The 19,293-nt window shown below is 62.9% G+C and carries 26 protein-coding genes; 9 read left to right on the top strand and 17 right to left on the bottom strand.

Going from position 1 to position 19,293, the window contains the following annotated elements; all coding sequences use genetic code 11:
* Nucleotides 1-35 precede the first annotated feature (35 nt).
* Nucleotides 36-335 carry a hypothetical protein gene (locus tag NKI25_RS25395; RefSeq protein WP_352616695.1) on the bottom strand — a complete coding sequence of 100 codons (300 nt, stop codon included), beginning with the start codon at nt 333-335 and terminating at the stop codon, nt 36-38.
* A 13-nt stretch (nt 336-348) separates the two neighbouring features.
* Entirely contained in the window at nt 349-861 is a 513-nt protein-coding gene (locus NKI25_RS25390) for a DinB family protein (RefSeq protein ID WP_352569707.1), read from the bottom strand.
* A 73-nt stretch (nt 862-934) separates the two neighbouring features.
* Between NKI25_RS25390 and NKI25_RS25385 the strand changes: the two genes are divergently transcribed.
* The 5 genes from NKI25_RS25385 to NKI25_RS25365 all read left to right on the top strand — a co-directional run bounded on the left by NKI25_RS25385 (nt 935) and on the right by NKI25_RS25365 (nt 4,574).
* Nucleotides 935-1,645, top strand: a complete 711-nt coding sequence (locus NKI25_RS25385) for a glutathione S-transferase family protein (protein ID WP_352569706.1) — start codon at nt 935-937, stop codon at nt 1,643-1,645.
* 313 nt (nt 1,646-1,958) lie between these two features.
* Nucleotides 1,959-2,594, top strand: coding sequence for a 5,6-dimethylbenzimidazole synthase (bluB, locus tag NKI25_RS25380; protein ID WP_352796381.1), 636 nt, complete (start codon nt 1,959-1,961; stop codon nt 2,592-2,594).
* A 148-nt stretch (nt 2,595-2,742) separates the two neighbouring features.
* On the top strand, nt 2,743-3,039 hold the full coding sequence (locus NKI25_RS25375; RefSeq protein WP_352999683.1) for a DUF1905 domain-containing protein: 297 nt from the start codon (nt 2,743-2,745) through the stop codon (nt 3,037-3,039).
* A 245-nt stretch (nt 3,040-3,284) separates the two neighbouring features.
* Nucleotides 3,285-3,707 carry a nucleoside-diphosphate kinase gene (gene ndk / locus NKI25_RS25370; protein ID WP_023677669.1) on the top strand — a complete coding sequence of 141 codons (423 nt, stop codon included), beginning with the start codon at nt 3,285-3,287 and terminating at the stop codon, nt 3,705-3,707.
* Between the two features lie 36 nt (nt 3,708-3,743).
* Entirely contained in the window at nt 3,744-4,574 is an 831-nt protein-coding gene (locus NKI25_RS25365; protein ID WP_352796385.1) for a class I SAM-dependent methyltransferase, read from the top strand.
* 75 nt (nt 4,575-4,649) lie between these two features.
* On the opposite strand, the gene NKI25_RS25360 is transcribed toward NKI25_RS25365, so the two are convergent.
* The 7 genes from NKI25_RS25360 to NKI25_RS25330 all read right to left on the bottom strand — a co-directional run bounded on the left by NKI25_RS25360 (nt 4,650) and on the right by NKI25_RS25330 (nt 10,256).
* The gene (locus NKI25_RS25360) at nt 4,650-4,919 is read right to left on the bottom strand and encodes a hypothetical protein (RefSeq protein ID WP_023677671.1); all 270 of its coding nucleotides are present in this window, start codon (nt 4,917-4,919) and stop codon (nt 4,650-4,652) included.
* Nucleotides 4,920-5,112: 193 nt separating this feature from the next.
* The gene (locus NKI25_RS25355) at nt 5,113-5,880 is read right to left on the bottom strand and encodes a YbaY family lipoprotein (RefSeq protein WP_352999681.1); all 768 of its coding nucleotides are present in this window, start codon (nt 5,878-5,880) and stop codon (nt 5,113-5,115) included.
* An 85-nt stretch (nt 5,881-5,965) separates the two neighbouring features.
* Nucleotides 5,966-6,445, bottom strand: a complete 480-nt coding sequence (locus NKI25_RS25350) for a molybdenum cofactor biosynthesis protein MoaE (protein WP_352622384.1) — start codon at nt 6,443-6,445, stop codon at nt 5,966-5,968.
* A gap of 3 nt (nt 6,446-6,448) precedes the next feature.
* Nucleotides 6,449-6,706: a molybdopterin converting factor subunit 1 gene (gene moaD, locus NKI25_RS25345; protein WP_023677674.1), complete on the bottom strand. Its 258-nt coding sequence runs from the start codon at nt 6,704-6,706 to the stop codon at nt 6,449-6,451.
* 1 nt (nt 6,707) lies between these two features.
* Complete coding sequence (pgsA, locus tag NKI25_RS25340) at nt 6,708-7,304, bottom strand: CDP-diacylglycerol--glycerol-3-phosphate 3-phosphatidyltransferase (RefSeq protein WP_352481786.1); 597 nt, start codon at nt 7,302-7,304, stop codon at nt 6,708-6,710.
* 100 nt (nt 7,305-7,404) lie between these two features.
* Nucleotides 7,405-9,483: an excinuclease ABC subunit UvrC gene (gene uvrC / locus NKI25_RS25335; protein ID WP_023677676.1), complete on the bottom strand. Its 2,079-nt coding sequence runs from the start codon at nt 9,481-9,483 to the stop codon at nt 7,405-7,407.
* Nucleotides 9,480-10,256 (bottom strand): SDR family oxidoreductase, encoded by a 777-nt coding sequence (locus NKI25_RS25330; protein WP_352594394.1) that lies wholly within the window; start codon nt 10,254-10,256, stop codon nt 9,480-9,482. The genes uvrC and NKI25_RS25330 overlap by 4 nt, the downstream gene beginning before the upstream one ends.
* Before the next feature lie 420 nt (nt 10,257-10,676).
* Here NKI25_RS25330 and NKI25_RS25325 point away from each other — a divergent pair, with 420 nt between their 5' ends.
* The gene (locus NKI25_RS25325; RefSeq protein ID WP_292662341.1) at nt 10,677-11,327 is read left to right on the top strand and encodes an outer membrane protein; all 651 of its coding nucleotides are present in this window, start codon (nt 10,677-10,679) and stop codon (nt 11,325-11,327) included.
* A 78-nt stretch (nt 11,328-11,405) separates the two neighbouring features.
* On the opposite strand, the gene NKI25_RS25320 is transcribed toward NKI25_RS25325, so the two are convergent.
* A complete protein-coding gene (locus NKI25_RS25320) occupies nt 11,406-12,002 on the bottom strand; it encodes a glutathione S-transferase family protein (RefSeq protein ID WP_352569696.1) in 597 nt (198 codons plus the stop codon).
* An 81-nt stretch (nt 12,003-12,083) separates the two neighbouring features.
* Here NKI25_RS25320 and NKI25_RS25315 point away from each other — a divergent pair, with 81 nt between their 5' ends.
* Nucleotides 12,084-12,965, top strand: coding sequence for a hypothetical protein (locus NKI25_RS25315; protein ID WP_352755916.1), 882 nt, complete (start codon nt 12,084-12,086; stop codon nt 12,963-12,965).
* Nucleotides 12,966-13,420: 455 nt separating this feature from the next.
* On the opposite strand, the gene NKI25_RS25310 is transcribed toward NKI25_RS25315, so the two are convergent.
* Nucleotides 13,421-13,951: a DinB family protein gene (locus tag NKI25_RS25310; protein WP_352594392.1), complete on the bottom strand. Its 531-nt coding sequence runs from the start codon at nt 13,949-13,951 to the stop codon at nt 13,421-13,423.
* A gap of 62 nt (nt 13,952-14,013) precedes the next feature.
* On the opposite strand from NKI25_RS25310, the gene NKI25_RS25305 reads away from it, so the two are divergent.
* Complete coding sequence (locus tag NKI25_RS25305) at nt 14,014-14,649, top strand: TetR/AcrR family transcriptional regulator (protein ID WP_502896680.1); 636 nt, start codon at nt 14,014-14,016, stop codon at nt 14,647-14,649.
* Between the two features lie 38 nt (nt 14,650-14,687).
* Here the strand turns inward: NKI25_RS25305 and NKI25_RS25300 are convergent, their stop codons facing one another.
* The 5 genes from NKI25_RS25300 to NKI25_RS25280 all read right to left on the bottom strand — a co-directional run bounded on the left by NKI25_RS25300 (nt 14,688) and on the right by NKI25_RS25280 (nt 18,275).
* Entirely contained in the window at nt 14,688-15,440 is a 753-nt protein-coding gene (locus NKI25_RS25300; RefSeq protein WP_352594391.1) for a sulfite exporter TauE/SafE family protein, read from the bottom strand.
* Nucleotides 15,441-15,565: 125 nt separating this feature from the next.
* Nucleotides 15,566-16,018 carry a hypothetical protein gene (locus NKI25_RS25295; protein WP_023677684.1) on the bottom strand — a complete coding sequence of 151 codons (453 nt, stop codon included), beginning with the start codon at nt 16,016-16,018 and terminating at the stop codon, nt 15,566-15,568.
* 124 nt (nt 16,019-16,142) lie between these two features.
* Nucleotides 16,143-16,991 (bottom strand): 23S rRNA (adenine(2030)-N(6))-methyltransferase RlmJ, encoded by an 849-nt coding sequence (locus tag NKI25_RS25290; RefSeq protein ID WP_352829122.1) that lies wholly within the window; start codon nt 16,989-16,991, stop codon nt 16,143-16,145.
* On the bottom strand, nt 16,988-17,599 hold the full coding sequence (locus NKI25_RS25285) for a hypothetical protein (RefSeq protein ID WP_352829120.1): 612 nt from the start codon (nt 17,597-17,599) through the stop codon (nt 16,988-16,990). Before NKI25_RS25285 ends, NKI25_RS25290 begins: the two co-directional genes overlap by 4 nt.
* Nucleotides 17,600-17,603: 4 nt before the next feature.
* On the bottom strand, nt 17,604-18,275 hold the full coding sequence (locus NKI25_RS25280) for a TetR/AcrR family transcriptional regulator (RefSeq protein ID WP_352829118.1): 672 nt from the start codon (nt 18,273-18,275) through the stop codon (nt 17,604-17,606).
* 85 nt (nt 18,276-18,360) lie between these two features.
* Here NKI25_RS25280 and NKI25_RS25275 point away from each other — a divergent pair, with 85 nt between their 5' ends.
* Nucleotides 18,361-18,828, top strand: a complete 468-nt coding sequence (locus NKI25_RS25275) for a carboxymuconolactone decarboxylase family protein (protein ID WP_352454415.1) — start codon at nt 18,361-18,363, stop codon at nt 18,826-18,828.
* Between the two features lie 27 nt (nt 18,829-18,855).
* On the opposite strand, the gene NKI25_RS25270 is transcribed toward NKI25_RS25275, so the two are convergent.
* Nucleotides 18,856-19,293, bottom strand: a 438-nt coding sequence (locus NKI25_RS25270) for a phosphotransferase (RefSeq protein ID WP_352999679.1), incomplete at its 5' end; no start/stop codon positions are given.

The following is a 19,293-nucleotide window of genomic DNA, read 5'->3' as shown; positions in this document are numbered from 1 at the left end:
CCGGATTCCGGTCACCAGTGCTGGCCCGGCGGATCCTAAATCAGCTGCCTTCTGATACTCATCCGGGTCACCGCAGTCACAAGAATGGCGCCGATCATGAAATAGATGGTCGCGACGATGTCGCCCTGGTGGAAATAATAACCGGAGTTGAGAAGCGCCAAGACCACGGCGAAGAACGCCACAAGGCGCAAGGGTTCATTGGGCATGCGTGCCAATTCTCGCTGTTGCTGCTGAATGCTGCTGAAGCGGCCGCCCTCACGACCATCCGCTCCATAAAATGTTTCGGCGCGTTTTGCAATCTCGGCAGATCGTCCTCTATCCACGGTCCGCTTCACCAGCCGCCCAGGTTCAGGCGAAGGCCCTGCCCTCCTCGCTGCGCTGGAACATCGTCAGGTCCAGTCCGAGGCTTGGCTTGCCCAGAATGGTCAGGATCGCATGCGCCTGGCCGCGGTGGTGGGTCTGGTGGTTGAAGAAGTGGTCGAGCGCCGGCGCCAGCCGCTGCGAGACGGTGCGCATATCCGAGACGGTCATGTAGGAGAAGCGGCCCGACAGCGCCTTGTCGCTCAGGCCGTCGACCCAGTCGATGATCCGTTTGTCCTCGGCCTCGCGCGCCAGCCGCAAGCCTGGCAAGGCGCGGTGCAGGATCGTGTCGAGCCTTGCCGGCGCGTCGCCCTCGCCGGTGAAGCGTTTCATCCAGATACGGTCGGCTGCCAGGAGGTGGTTGAGCGTTCCCATCATCGAACCGAAGAAGACGCCGATATTGCGGTCGAACTCTTCCTCGACGAGATCGGCAGCGGCATCGTAGATGCGGCCGTTGGCCCATTGATTGTAGGCCGCAAACATCCTGAAATGCTGTTTCATTTTCTCTCGACCTGCGAGACCCCCTGCGCGGGTCCGTTTCGGCCATAGTTAGACTGCAAGGACGCTGCCGCCAATGACCATTCTGCTCTACGACCTTGTCGGACGCGACGCCGCCCGCCCGTTCAGCCCGCATTGCTGGAAGGCGGCGATGGCGGTGGCCCACAAAGGGCTCGACATCGCCAGCGTGCCGACCCGTTTCCTTGAAGTGCCGAAGGTGGAAGGCGGCGTCTCGAAGCTCGTTCCGGTGATCCGCGACGGCGAGACGGTGGTCGCCGATTCCTTCGCCATCGCGCTCTATCTCGAGGAGACCTATCCCGAGCGGCCGACATTGTTTTCCGGCGACGGCGGCAAGGCGACGGCGCGCTTCATCGAACGCTGGTCGCAGCTGACCATCCATCCCTACGTCACCACCGCTGCGATACTGGACCTGCACGCCATGCAGGACGAGGCGAACGCCGCCTATTTCCGGCAGAACCGCGAGCAGCGCTTCGGCAAGCCCCTGGAGGCGGTTTACGCCACCCGCGACGCCGGGCTCGCCAGCTTCCGCGCCTCGCTGGAGCCGCTGCGCTCGATGCTTGGCTATCAGCCCTTCATCGGAGGCCGGTCGCCGCTATTTGCCGACTACATCGTTTTCGGCGCGCTGCAATGGGCGCGCATCGCCACGCCCTACCGGCTGCTCGACGACACCGATGTCGTGGCGCAATGGTTCGAACGATGCCTCGATCTGCATGGCGGCCTCGGCCGCACGGTTGCGGCCGCAGCGATCTCCCGCCTTGAGAGTTGAAATCGGCAGTTTTCATCGGCGGCGGCACATTTTGTTCTTGCTTTGTGCCGGCAGCTATGCTACTAATCTCGATATGGTGATGATTCGCACCGACGCCCGCCCGGCCTGCCGAGGCGGGTTTTGTTTTGCCGATCGAGGTCCAACGGCGTAGATCGCGGCGATGTCGTCCGGCCTTAGCTGAAAGTTGCCAGCCGGCGAAATGCGACAATGCGGGTAGACGAAGTGTCGCTCGAAGCGCCTCATCAGCGCCTGGATCGAAGCAAACAGGACGAACATCCGGCGAACCGGGCAATCACAACAAAGGCAGCGCGCCATGACCGCAAACCCAGAGTTCCCGGCCGATTTTCGCGCTGCGCTCGCCAACCTCTTCCTGTGGCGGCGCGACGTCAGGCGGTTCAAGCCGACGCCGCTCCCCGATGGAGCGCTGGAGCGGCTGCTCGAGCTTGCCAGCGCCGCACCGTCCGTCGGGCTGAGCCAGCCCTGGCGCTTCGTCGTCGCCGAGAGCGAAGCATGCCGCGCCGCCGTCAGGGCCTGCTTCGAGCGCTGCAACGCGGAGGCACTCCAAAGCTTTTGCGGTGAACGCGCCGCCCTGTATTCGCGCCTGAAGCTTGCCGGCCTGAATGAGGCGCCCTGCCAGCTTGCGGTTTTCGCCGACCGCGCAACCGAGCAAGGGCATGGGCTTGGCCGCCTGACCATGCCAGCCACCATAGACTATTCCGCTGTCATGGCGGTCCACACGATGTGGCTGGCGGCGCGAGCCGAAGGAATAGGCATGGGCTGGGTCTCGATCCTCGATCCGGCCGAGATGGCGACGATCATGGACGTGCCGGCGGAGTGGACGCTGATCGGCTATTTCTGCGTCGGCTATCCCTCGGAGGAACACAGTGTGCCGGAACTGGAACGGGAAGGCTGGGAGGTCCGGCGCGCTTCGATCGTGATAAGGCGGTAGTGCAACGGCGGCGCTGCCATCCTCTTTGCGCTCCTCCCTTGCAGGGCAGAATGGATATTCTGGATGATTTTCGCCGATCGTCAGCATCGCCAACAAGAGACCGTGGCAAGGCCAGTCACGACGGCCTTGATCTGAGGAAGGGCATTGAATGTTTCGCTGCGACGTGCAGGCCGAGATCTGGGTCTATCAGGGCAAGGGCGGCTGGCATTTCGTGACGCTGCCGCCGGAGCTTGGAGCCCGGATCAAGACGGCGATGGTGGGGATGGCAAGGCCCTGGGGCTCGCTTGGCGTGGAAGCCGTCATCGGCCAGACCAGATGGCGGACATCGCTGTTTCCCGACAAGAAATCCGGCAGCCTGCTCTTGCCGATCAAGACCGCGGTGCGGGTTCGCGAAGGCCTCGGGGCTGGCGACACGGCCAACCTGACGATCGAGATGCAGTTATGACGACGTAGTCTCAGGCTGGCGACGACGCGCTATAGGGCTGCCAGTCGATCGGACCCAAAGTGAGTACCGGTTTCTGGAAAATCCGATGCTGAGCAAAAAGATGGAGCGGCGGCATGGTTCGACTTGAAAGTCCGCCGCCCCAGCGCAGAAATGCGCGCCGCGCCGGCCTCCCCTTGGCAAGGCGGCGGGCGGCTTGTATATAGCCCGCCACCTTCAATTCCACTCTCCATCACAAGGACGATCCCATGGCGCTCGAACGCACCTTTTCCATGATCAAGCCGGACGCGACCCGTCGCAATCTCACCGGCGCTATCACCAAGATACTGGAAGATGCCGGCCTGCGCGTCGTCGCTTCGCGCCGGGTGTGGATGAGCCGCCGTGAGGCGGAAGGTTTCTATGCCGTCCACAAGGAGCGTCCGTTCTTCGGCGAGCTGGTCGAATCCATGTCGTCGGGCCCGACAGTCGTGCAGGTACTGGAAGGCGAGAACGCCATTGCCAAGAACCGCGAAGTGATGGGCGCCACCAATCCGGCAAGCGCAGCCGAAGGCACCATCCGCAAGCTGCACGCGCTGTCGATCGGCGAGAATTCCGTGCATGGTTCCGATGCGCCGGAAACCGCCGCGCAGGAGATCAAATACTGGTTCTCGGACACCGAGATCGTCGGCTGAGCCGGCATCCCGAACCCCATCAAAGAGGCCGGCGCAATGCCGGCCTTTTTTGCTAAAGCGCGTCGCGTTCGACCGGCCTCATGCGACGCGCTTCAGGTTTCTTGTCTTGATGCATGTCGTTATCGCAAAACCGCTGCACACTTTTGCGCGACATGCAGTAGCGGACATTTTCAGCTTCAGGCTCCTCGACGGGTCACGGGTGCGTTAAGCTCGGAGGGGCGGATCAAACGCGATCCCGACAATGGAGCCGACCAGGCCATGACCAGCACCATTCCCGGTTTCTTCCAAGGCACCGAAATGCCAACCAGCGGCTGGTGGGAAGCGCTGTGGCCCGAGCCTGCCAGTGTCCTGGCGGCAGTCGGCATGAAGCCCGGCACGGACGTGGTCGATCTCTGCTGCGGCGACGGCTGGTTCACGCTGCCAATCGCCAGGGTCGCCCGTCATGTGATCGCTATCGACATCGATGCCGATCTGCTCGACGTCGCCAGGCGGCGGCTGGCCGAAGGAGGCGCGGGCAATTGCGAGTTTTTGGCGGGCGACGCCTATGAACTTGCCAGGCTGGTGCCTCAAACCGTCGACTTCGTTTTTATCGCCAACGCTTTCCACGGCGTTCCGGATCGGCCGCGGCTTGCCCGCGCCGTGCGCGCGACGCTTGGCCCTGCCGGTCGTTTTGCCATCGTCAACTGGCACCAGTATCCGCGCGAGCAGACCACGGTCCTGGGCGAGCCGCGCGGGCCAAAGACCGAGCTGAGGCTGTCACCCGAACAGACCACCGCGTCGGTGGAAGCGAGCGGGTTCAAGCTCGCCGAGCTGGTTGATGTGCCGCCCTATCACTATGGCGCGGTATTCAAACTCGCGACGAATTGAGAAATATCGCATGAGATGCGGCATCGTCGCCCGATACATGTCGCCCGCCGCCCCCTAGCGGCGGGTTCTGCCTGTCTATTTCGCCTCGCGTTCCTTCACGTTCGCATGTTCGTTCGCCGCTTCCGTGTCGGTGGACGGGGTCTTGGTCTCTTCACCTGAAAACGGGCTGCCCTGCCCCGGTGCGAGATCGCCGCTATGGCCGGCCTTGTTGGTCTGGAACGGTTGGCTGTCCGCTTTGAGACCGTGGTCAAGAGCATTGACGAGATGGTCGTCCGCCTTGGCAAGGCCGGTAAAGGCAAGGAGCGATGCACCGGTGGCGGCAAGGATAAGCGTGTGCGTTTTCATGTCTGGACTCCTTTGAGTTAAGGCCAGAACGAGCCGCAGCCATTCTGGCGGCTTCAACGAAGGGACAAACGTCCCTTTTGCCTTACCCGCCATTTATGAAGAACTAACGCGCCCCCTGCCCGGCCTATTCCCGCTGAAACACAACGTGATCGGCATGCAGCTGCCGCAGAGAGTAATCGGCTTGGGTGATGCGCTAGCTCGCGGCGTTGAAGCGCAGAATGTCGCGGCCGCCGCTGTCAATGATGACAAGCTTGCCGGCGTCGACGTGGTAGGATGCCGCCTTGGCCAGCGCCTCGAACAGCGCCTTTTCCTCGGCCATGACCTGAGGCGCGCAGGCCTTGAAGGTCGAGCCGATGTCGCTGATGGCGATCGTCGAGCCGTCTACCCTGGCGGTGGCGAAATAGACGTTGCAAGGGCCGCTGCCGCCGGCCTTGCCGGCTTCGCTGATCCGGAATGTCGCCCGCGGCTCGGCAATCACGCCGATGCCGTCGATATATTCGACCAGCCAGCTTTGGCCGAACACCGAGGCTGCCGCCGGCGCATCGCTCGGCGCCGCCATTTTCAGCATGATGGTCTGTGGCGCGTCGCTGAGCGGGTCGACCTGATGGCGCGCATCGGTGACGAACAGCAGCCGGTCATCGACAGTGATGCGCGCCTGCAGCGCGTAGGTCATATCAGGCCGGATCACCCGCGGGTCGAAGCTGATCTCGAACTTGATCGGCACCTGGCCGGCCGGCACCACCTTGCGCTCACCGATGATTGCGGCCGGCGCGTCGGCCAGCGAGACGTCGGCAAGCTGCACGGAAAGCACGGCATTGGGCGGCAGCGCGATGCGCTCGCGATACATCACCTCGCCCTTGAGGGTCTTTTCGGCAGCCGCGGAATGATCCGGAACGGCCAGGATGCCGACGGCCAGCGGCACCAGTCCGAAGATGAAGAACTCGGCGATCCTGTCCAGCATGATCCTGCTCCCCTTCCGGCCAAGGGTCTCGCAGGATTGCGGTCAATGAATGGCCGGCAGGGTATGGGATGGCTGTCGCAGGGATTTATTTGGACGGCGGCTGCTTCCAGCGGCTCGCCGCCTTGTCGTCGGCCTCCTTGGCGTCGACCCAGCCGCCTTCGGAACCGTCGCTATGGTGTTCCTTTTTCCAGAACGGCGCCCGTGATTTCAAATAGTCCATCAGGAAATTCGCGGCCTCGAACGCCGCCTGCCGGTGGGCGGAAGCCGCCACTACCAGCACGATGTTTTCGCCGGGCGCGATCTTGCCGTGGCGATGGATCGCGGTGAGCCCCTGCAGCGGCCAGCGCTCGATTGCCTCGCCGGCGATGCGGGATATCTCGGCTTCCGCCATGCCGGGATAATGTTCGAGCTCGAGCGCCGAGAGCCTGCCTTGCTCGTCGCGGCAAAGGCCGGAGAAGGTCACCACAGCGCCGATATCGTTGCGACCCCTGGTCAGCCTGGCGATCTCGGCGGCGACGTCGAAATCCTCCGCCTGGATGCGCACGACCGGCACCACCGCGGACATGGTTCAGCCACCGGTCATCGGCGGGAACAGCGCGATCTCGCGCGCGCCGGCAATCTTCTCGCGGTGCTCGACATGTTCCTGGTTGATGGCGACGCGGATCACGTCAGGATATTGCAGCGCGTTCTCGTACTCCTCGCCGCGCGATTTCAGCCAGCGCAACAGGTCGGCGACCGTTTCGATGCCGGCCGGCAGTTCGACTTCTTCCTCCGGTCTGCCGATCCGCTCGCGCACCCAGGCGAAATAGATGAGCTTCGTCGACATTTTATTCATCCATGATGTGCTTGAGGCCGGCGCGGAAATAGTCGTAGCCGGTGTAGAGCGTCACCAGGGCTGCGATCCACAGCAGCACCAGCCCGGTCTGGGTGGTCAGCGGGAAGATCTTGTCGCCGGCGGGACCTGCAAGCAGGAAGGCGATGGCGATCATCTGGATGGTGGTCTTCCATTTGGCGAGCTGCGTCACCGGCACCGAGACCTTCAGGGCCGCCAGATATTCGCGCAGGCCCGAGACCAGGATCTCGCGGCACAGAATGATGATCGCCGCCCATAGCGACCAGCCGGCGATGCCGGCATGGCGGTCGGTGTCGGCGGCAAGCAGCAGCAGGCAAGTGGCGACCAGCAGCTTGTCGGCGATCGGGTCGAGCATCTTGCCGATGTTGGAGGTCTGCTGCCAGGCGCGCGCCAGATAGCCGTCGAAGTAATCGGTGATCGAGGCGAGCAGGAAAATGATGAGCGCCGACCAGCGCGCGAAGTCGCTCGATTTCAGATGCCCTTCCAGGAAGAAGCACAGCACCACCAGCGGCACCGCCAGGATGCGGGCATAAGTGAGCATGTTGGGCAGGTTGAATGCGCGCTGAGCCATGTTTTGGGAACTCTTTCTGCCTGCTTAGTCAAATCAGAAGCGAATGTGGGGGGTCAACAGGCCAGAATCGATTAGCCAGCCGAAATGTCGGCAATACGTCTTAGCTCTCGTGAAAATGATTGTAGACCAATTTCGCCACCTGCTCGGAAATGCCGTCGACCTTGACCAGGTCCTCGACGGCGGCGCGGCTGACGGCCTTGGCCGTGCCGAAATGCATCAGCAGCGCGCGCTTGCGGCCGGGTCCGATGCCGCTGATCTCGTCGAGCGGGCTCTTGACCATCTCCTTCTTGCGGCGGGCGCGGTGCGAACCGATGGCGAAGCGATGGACCTCGTCGCGCAGCCGCTGGACGAAATAGAGCACCGGATCGCGAACGGGCAGCGAGAATGGGGCCCTGCCCTTGACGAAGAAGCGTTCGCGGCCGGCATCGCGGTCCTGACCCTTGGCGATGCCGATGGCCACGACGCGGTCCTCGATGCCGAGGTCGGCCAGGATCTTGCGCACCGCCGTCATCTGGCCCTGGCCGCCGTCGATGAGGATGACGTCGGGCCAGGCGGGGAAGCCGCCCGCGTCCTCGATATCGTCGCCCGGTTCGGTAGGGCTCGCCTCGCCCGCGCTCTCGGTTTGCGGGGCGTCGCCATGTTCCTTCAACAGCCGCGAAAAGCGCCGCTGCATCACCTCGCGCATCATGCCGAAATCGTCGCCCGGCGTGATCTCGGTCGAGCGGATGTTGAACTTTCGATACTGGTTCTTCACAAAACCTTCCGGCCCGGCGACGACCATGGCGCCGACGGCGTTGGTGCCCATGATGTGCGAGTTGTCATAGACCTCGATGCGCACCGGCGGTTTTTCCAGGCCGAAGGTCTCGACAAAGCCAGTGAGCAGCCGCGCCTGGGTCGAGGTTTCGGCGAGCCGCCGGCCGAGCGCCTCGCGCGCGTTCTGCAGCGCGTTGTCGGTCAGGTCCTTCTTCTCGCCGCGCTGCGGCACGGAGATCGACACCTTGCGGCCGGCGCGGGTGGAGAGGGCCTCCGCCAGCAATTCCTGGTCCTCGACGCCATGCGACAACAGGATGGTGCGCGGCGTCGGCTTGTCGTCGTAGAACTGCGCCAGGAACGATCCCAGCACCTCGCCGGCTTCGAGCGCCGGATCGGCCTTGGGAAAATAGGCGCGGTTGCCCCAGTTCTGGCCGGTGCGGAAGAAGAACACCTGGATGCAGACCTGGCCGCCCTCCTGATGGATGGCGAAGACATCGGCCTCGTCGACGGTCTGCGGATTGATGCCTTGATGGCTCTGCACATGCGACAGCGCCGCCAGCCGATCGCGATAGATGGCGGCGCGTTCGAAATCGAGGTTCTCCGAAGCCTGCTGCATGGCGGCGGAGATCTCCGTCTTCACCTTCTGGCTGCGGCCGGAGAGAAAATCCTTCGCCTCGGCGACAAGCCTTGCATAGTCGCCGTGCGAGATTTCGCCGGTGCACGGGCCGGCGCAGCGCTTGATCTGGAACAAAAGGCAAGGCCGGGTGCGGTTCTCGTAGAAGGAGTCGGTGCAGCTCCTGAGCAGGAAGGCGCGCTGCAGCGAGTTGATGGTACGGCCAACTGCGCCGGCCGAGGCGAAGGGGCCGAAATAATCGCCCTTGCGCGAGCGCGCGCCGCGGTGCTTGTAAATACCGGGCGAGACATGATCGCCGGTCAACAGGATATAGGGGAACGACTTGTCGTCGCGCATCAGCACGTTGAAGCGTGGCCGCAAGCGCTTGATGAGGTTGGCTTCAAGCAGCAGCGCTTCGATCTCGGTACGGGTGACGACGAACTCCATGGTCGACGTCTCGCGCACCATGCGGCCGATGCGGCTGGTGTGGAACCGGCCTTGCGCGTAGCTGGTGACCCGCTTCTTCAGGCTGCGTGCCTTGCCGACATAGAGCACGTCGCCGGCGGCATTCATCATGCGGTAGACGCCGGGCGCATTGGGCAGCCGCTTTACCAGCGTCTGGATCACCTCGGCGCCGACCATGCCGTCGGCGTCGCCGGCATGCGGGGTCCAGTCGATGGCGGTGAAGGTAACGTCCGGACCGCTGGCTGCAGGCTCGACGACTTCCTCGGCCGCCTCGTCCTCGAGGTCGATTTCGGGCGGCAGGTCGTCGGCGCCACCGCGCGTTTTTTGTTTCTGGTCCATGGGGCTCATTCCGTCATGCCTGTCACATCGGGCGTCTGCCATGCAAGATGCTGGCCGCCGTCAAGCGCGATCATCTGGCCGGTGACCGAGCGTGCCGCCCAGAGATAACGGATAGTGGCACCGAATTCCGGCAATTCCGGGCCGCGTTTCAGGATCAGCCCGGCAATCTGGGCATCGAAATCGCTGTCGTGCTGGCGCGTGTTCTTCAAGGTCGGGCCAGGACCAATGGCGTTGACACGGATGCGGGGACCCAGCGCCTGCGCCATCATCTCGGTCGCCGCCCACAAGGTCGACTTCGACAGCGCATAGGAAAAATAACGCGGCGTCGGTCGCCAGACGCGCTGATCGATCATGTTGACGATCAGCCCCTCACTGTTCTGCGGCAAGGCCCGGGCGAAAGTCTGCGCCAACAGCGCCGGCGCCTTGACATGCATGGCGAAATGGCGATCCCAGGCCGGCCAGTCGAAATCCTCAACGCTGTCGTGCTCGAACAGCGAGGCGTTGTTGACCAGCAGCGACACCGGCCCGAGCGCCGCCGCCGCGCGACCGACCAGGTCGCCGACGGCGTCCATCTCGGTCAGGTCGGCAGCAATCACTGCGGCCCGGCCATGTCGACCAAAATGACCACTGGTGATCTGGGCCGCCAGTTCCTCCGCCTCGGCCAGCGAGCGATTGCAATGAATGGCGACGGCAAAACCATGCGCGGCAAGATCTTCGACGATCGCCCTGCCGATCCGCTTCGCCCCGCCCGTCACCAGTGCCGTCGCGGCGACCTTGCTCATCTGTCAATCCTTAATCCGATGCCGATTCCGACCTGCCGGGATCGCGCCGGCAAATTATGGCCCGCCAAGCGTTAAATCCCATTTCCACCTGGGGCAGGATTGTGGCAAAGTGGCCGGTGGGCGTTTTGGCTCGACCGGAATTCGGGCCAGCCCGCCCGCAATATAGGGCGCTGGAGCCCTTACACCAAGCCGTGTGCAGTGCAGCACGGCGAACCTGCTGACATTCGCTGTTGCGAAGATGCAACGTCAAGGTTCTGCCTCATTCGTGCCAGGTAATGACCCAAGTTCAGGTTCGCTTCAGCCGCATTTCGACACGACATTTGGAACCGTTGAACGCCGGATCCGTTTCACCCCCCGGACGGGTTGAGGGCGCTCATGAAAAAACAAGCCTGTGTCCTGTGGCTTAAGGAGTAAAGAACAATGCAAGCCAATCTTAAATTTGCGCGACCGCTCGCGGTGGCGTTTGGGCTGTTCGCCCTCGGCGGAACCGCCTATGCCGCGGACGTGGTTCAGGAAGAGCCGCCGGCACCTGCCCCGATCGCAGAACTTCCGGTCGCATCCTGGGCTGGTCCCTATGCCGGTGTGAGCGTCGGCTACGGCTTCGCTGGCCACGCCAAAGCCAAAGACATTGGCGTCGACGTCGACACCAAGGGTTTTGTCGGCGGTGTCTTCGGCGGCTATAACTGGCAGCAGGAGAACTTCGTCTACGGTGCCGAAGCCGATATCGGCTACAACGGCGTCAAGGGCGACGATGCCGGCATCGAGGCCAAGGGTGGCTTCGAGGGCTCGCTGCGTGCCCGTCTCGGCTACGCTGTCACCCCGGACATCCTGCTCTACGGCACCGCCGGTGGCGCGCTGAAGAACCAGAAGATTGAAGCTGCCGGCGTAAGCGACACCAACACGCAGTTTGGCTGGACAGCCGGCGTGGGTACCGACATCAAGATCACCGACAATGTGTTCGGCCGTGTCGAGTATCGTTACACGGACTTCGGCAGGAAGGACTTCGACGGTATCGGCAAGGTCAAGTCGACCGACAATCGCGTCACCTTCGGCGTCGGTATGAAGTTCTAAGTCGTCCAAGCCACGACACGAAAAAGCCGGGCCTCGCGCCCGGCTTTTTTTGTTGGCATCGGTTGAGACCGCTTGTCCTCAAGCCGGGATAGCGGGCTTCAGCTCCGGGAATTTCTCGTCGAAGCGTGCCGCCCAGCGCGTCAGCCGGCCGCGGCCCTTTTCCCATTTTCCAGCGAAGCGCAGCGAGAGATAGCCGAGGCAGGCGCGCAGTGCGATCTGGCCGAGGGTGATTTTCTTCGGCAGCTTCGGCGGGTTCGCGTTGAGCAGATCGAGCGCGGCCGAAATCTTCGTCCACTGGCGCTCGAGCCAAGGCTGGTAGACCATCTCTTCCGGCCGTGTGCGCCGCTCATAGACCATCGACAGCGCGCAGTCGCAGATGCCGTCGGCCAATGCCTCCAGCACCTCCGCCTCAAGGCGCTTGTCGGGATTGCGCGGAAACAATGCGTTCTTCGACATCCGGTTGAGATGCTGGGTGATGGCGCGGCTGTCGTGGACCGAGCGGCCGTCATCGAGCACCAGCACCGGGATCTTGCCGAGCGGATTGGCGCCGATCAGTTCGGCCGGCCTTTCCTCGGTCTTTATCGGCACGAGATCGACCGCAATGCGGGCATGAAGTGCTGCCATGCGCACCTTGGAACTGTAGGGGGAAGTAGACGCGTAGAGCAGTCTGGGCATTGTCGATTCCTGTTTGCCGGCTACAGCTCCATATGCCCCGTTGGACGCGCAAAAGGACGCTGTAGCATTGTGACTTCGCGCATGACCCTCACCGAAAATCGATTCCGACAGGGAGCTCGTGCGTGGGCACTGTTGACCGATCATGCAGGGTTCATCAACGGCCAGAGGCGGAAAACCGCGCCGCCAGCGTATAACCATTGTCTCGACGTCAATCGCGATGTGATAAGCCGCAGTGCGGCAGACGCGAGCGGGTCGGACAATCCAAATCCGATTAGCTACCAACTCGGCCTTGCACCGAAGGTTGGTTTTGGCAGCCACGAAAATCCCACCGGACTTCGCCGCATGGCGAAGTCCTGGGAGCTGCGAAAAGACGTCTTCCTCCCGCCTCTTTCTGGTCCTGCCCGACTGTCAACCAAGAAGCGAGGCGCCTGTCCGGCATCCCGCCCTGGCTGTCTTGAGTACTGTCCCCTGCGACAGCAGGACCGCGACTACTTCTTGGCCTTCGCCTTTGCGGGCGCTGCCTTCGGCTTGGCCGCGGGCGCTGCTTTCTTCACTGCTGCAGAAGATTTCGCAGCGGCGGCCTTTGCCGGTGCTGCCTTCTTCGCAGCGGGCTTCGCCACGGCCTTTGCAGCCGGCTTCTTGGCCGGTGCCGCCTTCTTGGCCGGTGCAGCCTTGGCCTTGGCCGGTGCTGCTTTTGCCTTGGCAGGTGCTGCTTTCTTCACGGCCGGTTTTGCCGCGGCCTTGGCGGCTGGCTTTTTGGCCGGCGCTGCTTTTGCCTTAGGCGCGGCGGCTTTCGCTTTGGCAGCGGGTGCTGCTTTCTTCACAGCAGTTGCGGCCTTTGCCGCGGCTGCTTTTGCTGGTGCTTTCTTTGCCGGTGACTTTGCCGGTGCCTTGGATGCCGGCGCTTTGGATGACTGCTTAGCCATATCATGCCCCTTCCGTTGTGCCGACGGCCGTTATTGACCCGGCGCGCATTGCATATCTGACTCGCGGCTTGCTAGCCAGCGAAGCATTAGAATGATTTTTGCAGCTTAAGTTTTGGTTACGGCGAGCGCGCGACCATTTTACCCGCGCAAAAATCGGCTGCGAATCTTTGTGTCCCGCAGCGAAGTTCTGCGACAGAAATTCTGGTCGCTCTATCTCGACCGGTCTTCTCGTCAAGCTCAGGACCTTTTCGACCTGCTTTGCGCTTCAACGTCCGACGCTCGGCGCGAACATTGTCAAGAGCGAAGGCGGTCGCCCGCCTCGTCTTGTCCGAAACGATAAACTACAGGTAAGTAGGAAGCAACGCGACGAGCACGCCGCTGCACTATCTTGCACGACGCGATGAAAGTAAGCAGATAGCTCGCATTTCTAAAGGACAGGATATCGTTCGATAGATCCGGTCGAGCCGACCGTGATCGAAAGCGCTCGGCCGTTCAGGCGCCGAGCGGTTCACGGCTTATCTGCAGCCGGCGCGAAGGCTCGGCCCTGTGGAGATGGACGGCGAAGGTATCCCATGGCGGCATGACCGAAATCTGCGCCAGGATGCGCCCCGCTTCACCGCGATGATAGCCGCCGTGCAGTACGACGTGGGTCAGCATTTCCTGTCGCGACATCAATGCCTTATCCCCGTCGGTGAACACGAATGCGACGGGCTCGGACAGCTGCCGCGACGAAACGGTTTCGAGATAATCGAGATACCAGCGATCGGTCGCTGCGACCGCGGCGCGAAGTTCGTCGAACGCCGGCGTGTCCTCGGTGGTGTCGGCGGAGTAGCCATGGCTTGCGTCAACCAGGTGCGCCGAGAATATCCGCGACACCACATGGCTGTGATCGACGAGCCGTATCACGGCCTGCCGTTCCTTGCCGTGAACATGCGGGTCGAGACTCGCGAGCTTTTCCAGCAGTTCGTCATTGGCCCAGGCCTGATAGGCAAACAGGCTGCGAAGCAGAGCGAGCGCATTCATGGTCGGTGTCCTTTTCCGGAAATGCGAGTATGTTGTTTATATTTTCAGGAGAATGGGCGAACGTGTCTACTCGCATTGCAAAACCGCATCCGCGCATGCGCAAACAGCCGCGCCAGGCGCGTTCCAGGGCAACCGTCGAGGCGATCATCGAGGCGGCGGCTCATGTTCTGAGCGGGCTGGGCTGGGCCGGCTTCACCACCAACAAGGTTGCCGAGACAACAGGTGTAAGCATCGGCACGCTCTACCAGTATTTTCCCGACAAGCTTTCCCTGCTCGCTGCCGTCCGGCGCCGTCACTTCGATCATGTGCTGTCGGTCATTCGCGATTCGGCGGAAGACCAAAAGCCGCTCAGGAAATTCGCGCAGGAGCTGGTGCGCGGCATGATCGCCGCGCACAGCATTCACCCGACACTACATCAGGTGCTGCTCGACGAGGCGCCGGGCGATCGCGGCTCCAGGGCCGCCCATGCTTCGTTCCAGGCACAATACCTCAACCACTATGCGACTGCTGTCGCCACTTATCGCAAGCCAAGGAAAGGCGCCGACATGCAGACCGTGGCGCGCGTGCTGTCGTCAGCGATCGAAGGTGTGATCCACAACGCGGCACGCCGGAACATGCTCGCCGCGCCGGAGCTGCAAAAGCAACTCGTCGAACTGGTCTGCGCCTACCTATCGGGAGCAGGCCGCATCGGTCGATAGCGCATGGCACGGCGGAAGTCGGGATTTCTGTGTGTCGTTCAAACCCGGCTTATGAGGTGCGGCAAGGACGATGCCAACAATGCCGCACCTGATGCGGCCAAGAGTGCGAGGACGATCTTTCGAAAAGTCGCCTCGCTAACGCCGATGTAGAGTCTCGCGCCAAGGAGTGTTGGTATCAACATCGCCGGCGCGACGACGGCAAACATCGGCAGCATTTCGAGCTTGATCTTTCCGGCCGCAAGATAGGCAGCCATCGTCATGGAGAGGGTCACAAGGTTGAAATTCTGGATGACAATACGCTGCCTGTCCTTTTCCCATTGGCGCAGCACGCACCACAGCGTTGGAACCGGGCCGGTGAAGCCGCCAAGTCCACCCATGACGCCGCCGACCAGACCTATTGCACCGTCTGCAACAGGACCCCCGACCGTGATGGGAGGGAGGCGACGCGCAAAGAGCATCAAGGGACACCAAACGACCAGCAGCGCTCCGAAGACCAACTTGAACAACTGCACATCCAGCAAGGGCAGGATGGCGACACCGACCGGAATCCCGATGATCCCCCCGATCAGGAATGGCAGCAGAAGCTTGAGGTCGAAGCCCCGGCGGACGGTGACGGCGGCGATGATCTGGCCGGTGAGCGCCCCAAAGACCGCCATGGCGGCAGCAAGCTGGGGCTCCACGGTCCAAACCCAAAACGACATGGCAACCAGACTGAAAGCGAACCCGGACAGCCCCTGGACGAAGCCTGCAAAGACCGCGCCGAGAGCAACAGTATAAACAAGCGAATCCATGTGGTGCTGTTTCCCCGCAAACTCGTGACAGCAGATCGCGCTTCCCGCGAATGCTGCGCCGCATGGAAACGGTGACGGTCGATCAGGTGGCCGGTGCTAAAAAGTCGGAATCAGCGAGTGCGCGATCAGCGCAGGACGCGGCAGCGGCCGTTGTAGACCATCCAGCGGTCGAAGCCCGAGACGCAGAATTCGACATTGTCGCCGATCGAGGCAAAACCCTGGCCTTCCTCGATCAGGTACCAGATGGTGCGGGCGCCGCCGTCGGAGAGGCTGACGGTGGCGCCGCAATAACGGCGGCCGATCGGCCAGGTGTCGTCGGCCGGCAGATAGCGATGCTGGTGGATGCGCTGGAAGTCGACGATCTGCACATCCGGCAGATGCGGCACGTGATGCACCTGATAGGAGAAGCGGTCGGTGATCTTGTTCAGCACCCAGGCCTCGCCGCAGACGCCGCTATCCTCGTCGGTATAGATTGCAAGGTCGGCCGCCTGGACTGCCTGGGTGACGCCAAGAGGTGCGGCCAGCGGCGTGCAAAAGGCGAGCAGTGCGGCAAGGGCGGATTGGGCGAAGCGAGTCATGGCAGCCTCTCAAGGTCGACTGCGCGCACTGTGCGGATTCGCTGACGCGCGGTCAAGCGGTTGTAGCGACCGTGGTTGTGGTGACGATGGTTGCGCTGACGGAACGGCAGGGCCGCGCCTCAAACTACTCTCCCGCCAGCCAGTCCAGCGTCCAATGCGACGGCTGCTCAAGTGCAAGCAGCCGGTGCAGCGCCGGCAGCAGCGTCCGTAACTCGCCTTCCAGCGTGAAGGGCGGATTGACCACCACCATGCCGCAGCCGTCGAGGCTCGGCTCGACGGCGTCCGGCCTGATCTCAAAACCGATGTCGAGCAGCTTCGAAATGCCCGTCTGCTTCAGCGCCTTGCGGAAGGCGGCGACCGCCCTGCGGTCCTTGAGCGGATACCACAGCGCGTAAATCCCTCCTGGCCAGCGCCGATGGGCTCTTTGCAGCCCGTCGACCAAGCTACCGAACTCGCCCCCTTCCTCGAAAGGCGGATCGATGAGCACGAGGCCGCGCTTTTCCTTTGGCGGCAGATGCGCGCCGAGCGCCAGCCAGCCGTCGAGCTCGATCACCCGGGTCTGGAAGTCACCGTCGAACAGCGCCTTCAGCCTGACGACATCCTTAGGGTGCAGTTCGACTGCCGACAGCCGGTCCTGCTTGCGCATCAGGTGCCGGGCGATCAGCGGCGAACCCGGGTATTTTTTCACGCCGCCGTCCGGATTGAGCGAATTTACGGCTTCAAGATACGGTGACAGCAGTGCCGCCGCCGGAGCATCGAGGGCCGCATCGACGAGCCGGCCGATGCCGCCTTGCCATTCGCCGGTCTTTTGCGCTTCGGTCGAGGACAGATCGTAGCGGCCGATCCCGGCATGGGTGTCGATGACCCGAAACGCCTTGTCCTTCTGCTTCAGATATTCGATCAGCCGACTGAGCACGACATGCTTGACGACATCGGCGAAGTTCCCGGCATGGTAGGCGTGGCGATAGTTCAATTGGAGCCCCTGCCCCAGCGCGGCGGTGGCGGCTGCGAGTTTGGATTTTCCGGCCGGCGGCCGCCGAAACGGAATGCCAGCACCAGCCCGACCAGGCCGGCCGCCATCAGGGAAAAACCGACCGGGCGCGCCCGGCGGTCGACCTCGCCGGCACCCGAGCGCAGGACGAGATCGACGGCCCGCATCGGAATGCCTTCGGCGTCGCCCGGACCGACGGTGAAGATGTAGGAACCAGGGGTAACGGTCGGGATCAGGCCGGCCTCGTCGCGAAAGATCCTGTCCGGCAGTTGCGGGCTGACCTGGCGCGGATTGTCGGAGTGATTGAACTGCAGCGTCGAGGCGAGCACCGTCCTGCCGCCGGCGGCGGCAGTGAGGGTCAACACAGTGCGCTGCTGCGAGACGATGCGCTCGGCTCTTGCCGTAAGATCGACCAGCACGCGTAGCGGCCCGTCGCGTGCGCTCAGGGGTACCGTCACCGGCTTGAACCGGCCCTGGTCATACACCCGCCAGGTGCCGATCTCACGGCCGGAGAAGTTGGTCATCGCCCAGGGGTAGACGACGCCGATGCCGGTACCGATGAGCAGGATCAGGGCGAACAGAGAGCGCATGAGGTCAAGACCCGGTATTCGGCGCGTTGGCGCCGTCGCGGGCGCGCTCCATTTCGTCCAGGAGCATGTCAAGGCCGAGATCAAACGTCCGGTCGAATTCGGCGGTGCCGAAATAACGCCCCGCCGCAGCTACTTTTGGAAAATCCTGCGCCAGTTGCTCATCGCTGACGGTGCTCACGGCCGAAGGCCCCTTTGCATAGCCGGCAGTCTCGTCGAGGATGGCACCCATCAGATAATAGCCGGTGGTGCGGAACAGCCGCGCACCCAGTTCCGGTCGGAAGCCGCCGGCCTCGAACAGGCCAAGGATGCCGTTCAGCCAAGTGAGACACGTCGGCGAATTCATCCGGTAGGTTACAAGGAACGTGGCAAAGGCCGGGTGCTCACGCGCGACGCGGCGGAAATCCTGCACGGCAATGCGTAACCTTTGTCGCCAAGGGAGGTCCGCGTCGGGCATTTCGAGGGAGCCGATCAGCCGATCCACCAAGGCTTCGAAGAGATGCGCCACCGAAGGAAAGTGGTGATAGATGCTCATGGCTTCGCAGCCGAGTTCTGCCGCCAGCTTGCGCATCGAAAACCCGGCGAGGCCCTCGCTCTCGATAACCTTCAAAGCCGCATCCTCGATCATCTCGCGAGACAGCCGGCCGCGCAGTCGCTTTTTTTTGATCGATGTGTCCATGGTGCCGCTTGACAACTTACGCTGTAAGGTTCATTTTCGACGTTACCTTACACCGTAAGGCCAACAAATGCCAGAGGAGAATGTCATGTCTGCCTATCGTACTCTTTCATCAACGCATTCTTCCATCCGCCGCGCCTGCCTGCTCGCCGCCACCTGTGTGCTGACCCTGGCTGCAGCTCCTTCTTATGCCGATGAGTATGACGCGACCGTCAAGGACATCCAGTCGACCATGGGCGGGGTGCCCGGTTTCGTAAAGCAGTTCCCGAAAGCCGGTCTGCCCGGTGCATGGGCCGAGGTCAAGGCCATCCAGCTCAGCGACAAGACGGCGCTGCCGCCGAAGGTCAAGTCGCTGATCTCGCTGGCGGTGGCGGCGCAAATCCCGTGCAACTACTGTATCTGGTCGGACACGCAGGACGCCAAGCGCGCCGGCGCCACCGACGAGGAGATCCAGGAGGCGGTCGCCGTTTCAGCGCTGACCCGCCATTGGAGCACCATCTTCAACGGCATGCAGGTCGATTTCGATACGTTCAGGAAGGAGATGGGCGGGCAGTAATGCTTTCGTTACTAGAGCGGGACGCGTTCAGACTGAATTAGCCTTCCCGCTTCGACTGTTTGTGTGATCCGCCAGCACCTCATCGATGACCCGCCACGATTTTTCCGCCTCGCGCTGGTTGCCGTCATGTCCCGAGGCGACGATCAGCGCCTTCCACAACGCCCAGCCCCGTGCGCGCGCCCAGCTGTGCTCGTCAAGGGCAATGGCGGCGCGGAACGCCTGGCGGCTCTCGCCGTAAAATTCCGTCCACGCGATCACCAGGTCACAGGCAGGATCGCCGATAGCCGAGCTGCCGAAATCGACGACCGCGCACAGTTTGCCATCTTCGACGAGCAGATTGCCCGAGGCAACGTCGCCATGGACCCAGACCGGCGGGCCGTGGCCAAGCGCGGCCAGGGCCCGGGCCCCCACCGGGAGCGCGGGGGGCGTGTGGATTCGGCCCCCCCGCCCCGACCGCGCGGCGGG

It is taken from the genome of Mesorhizobium sp. M0808 (assembly GCF_040320025.1).
Lineage (GTDB): Bacteria > Pseudomonadota > Alphaproteobacteria > Rhizobiales > Rhizobiaceae > Mesorhizobium.
Note: the sequence above shows the minus strand (reverse complement) of the source record. Positions and strands in the feature narration are given on the sequence as shown.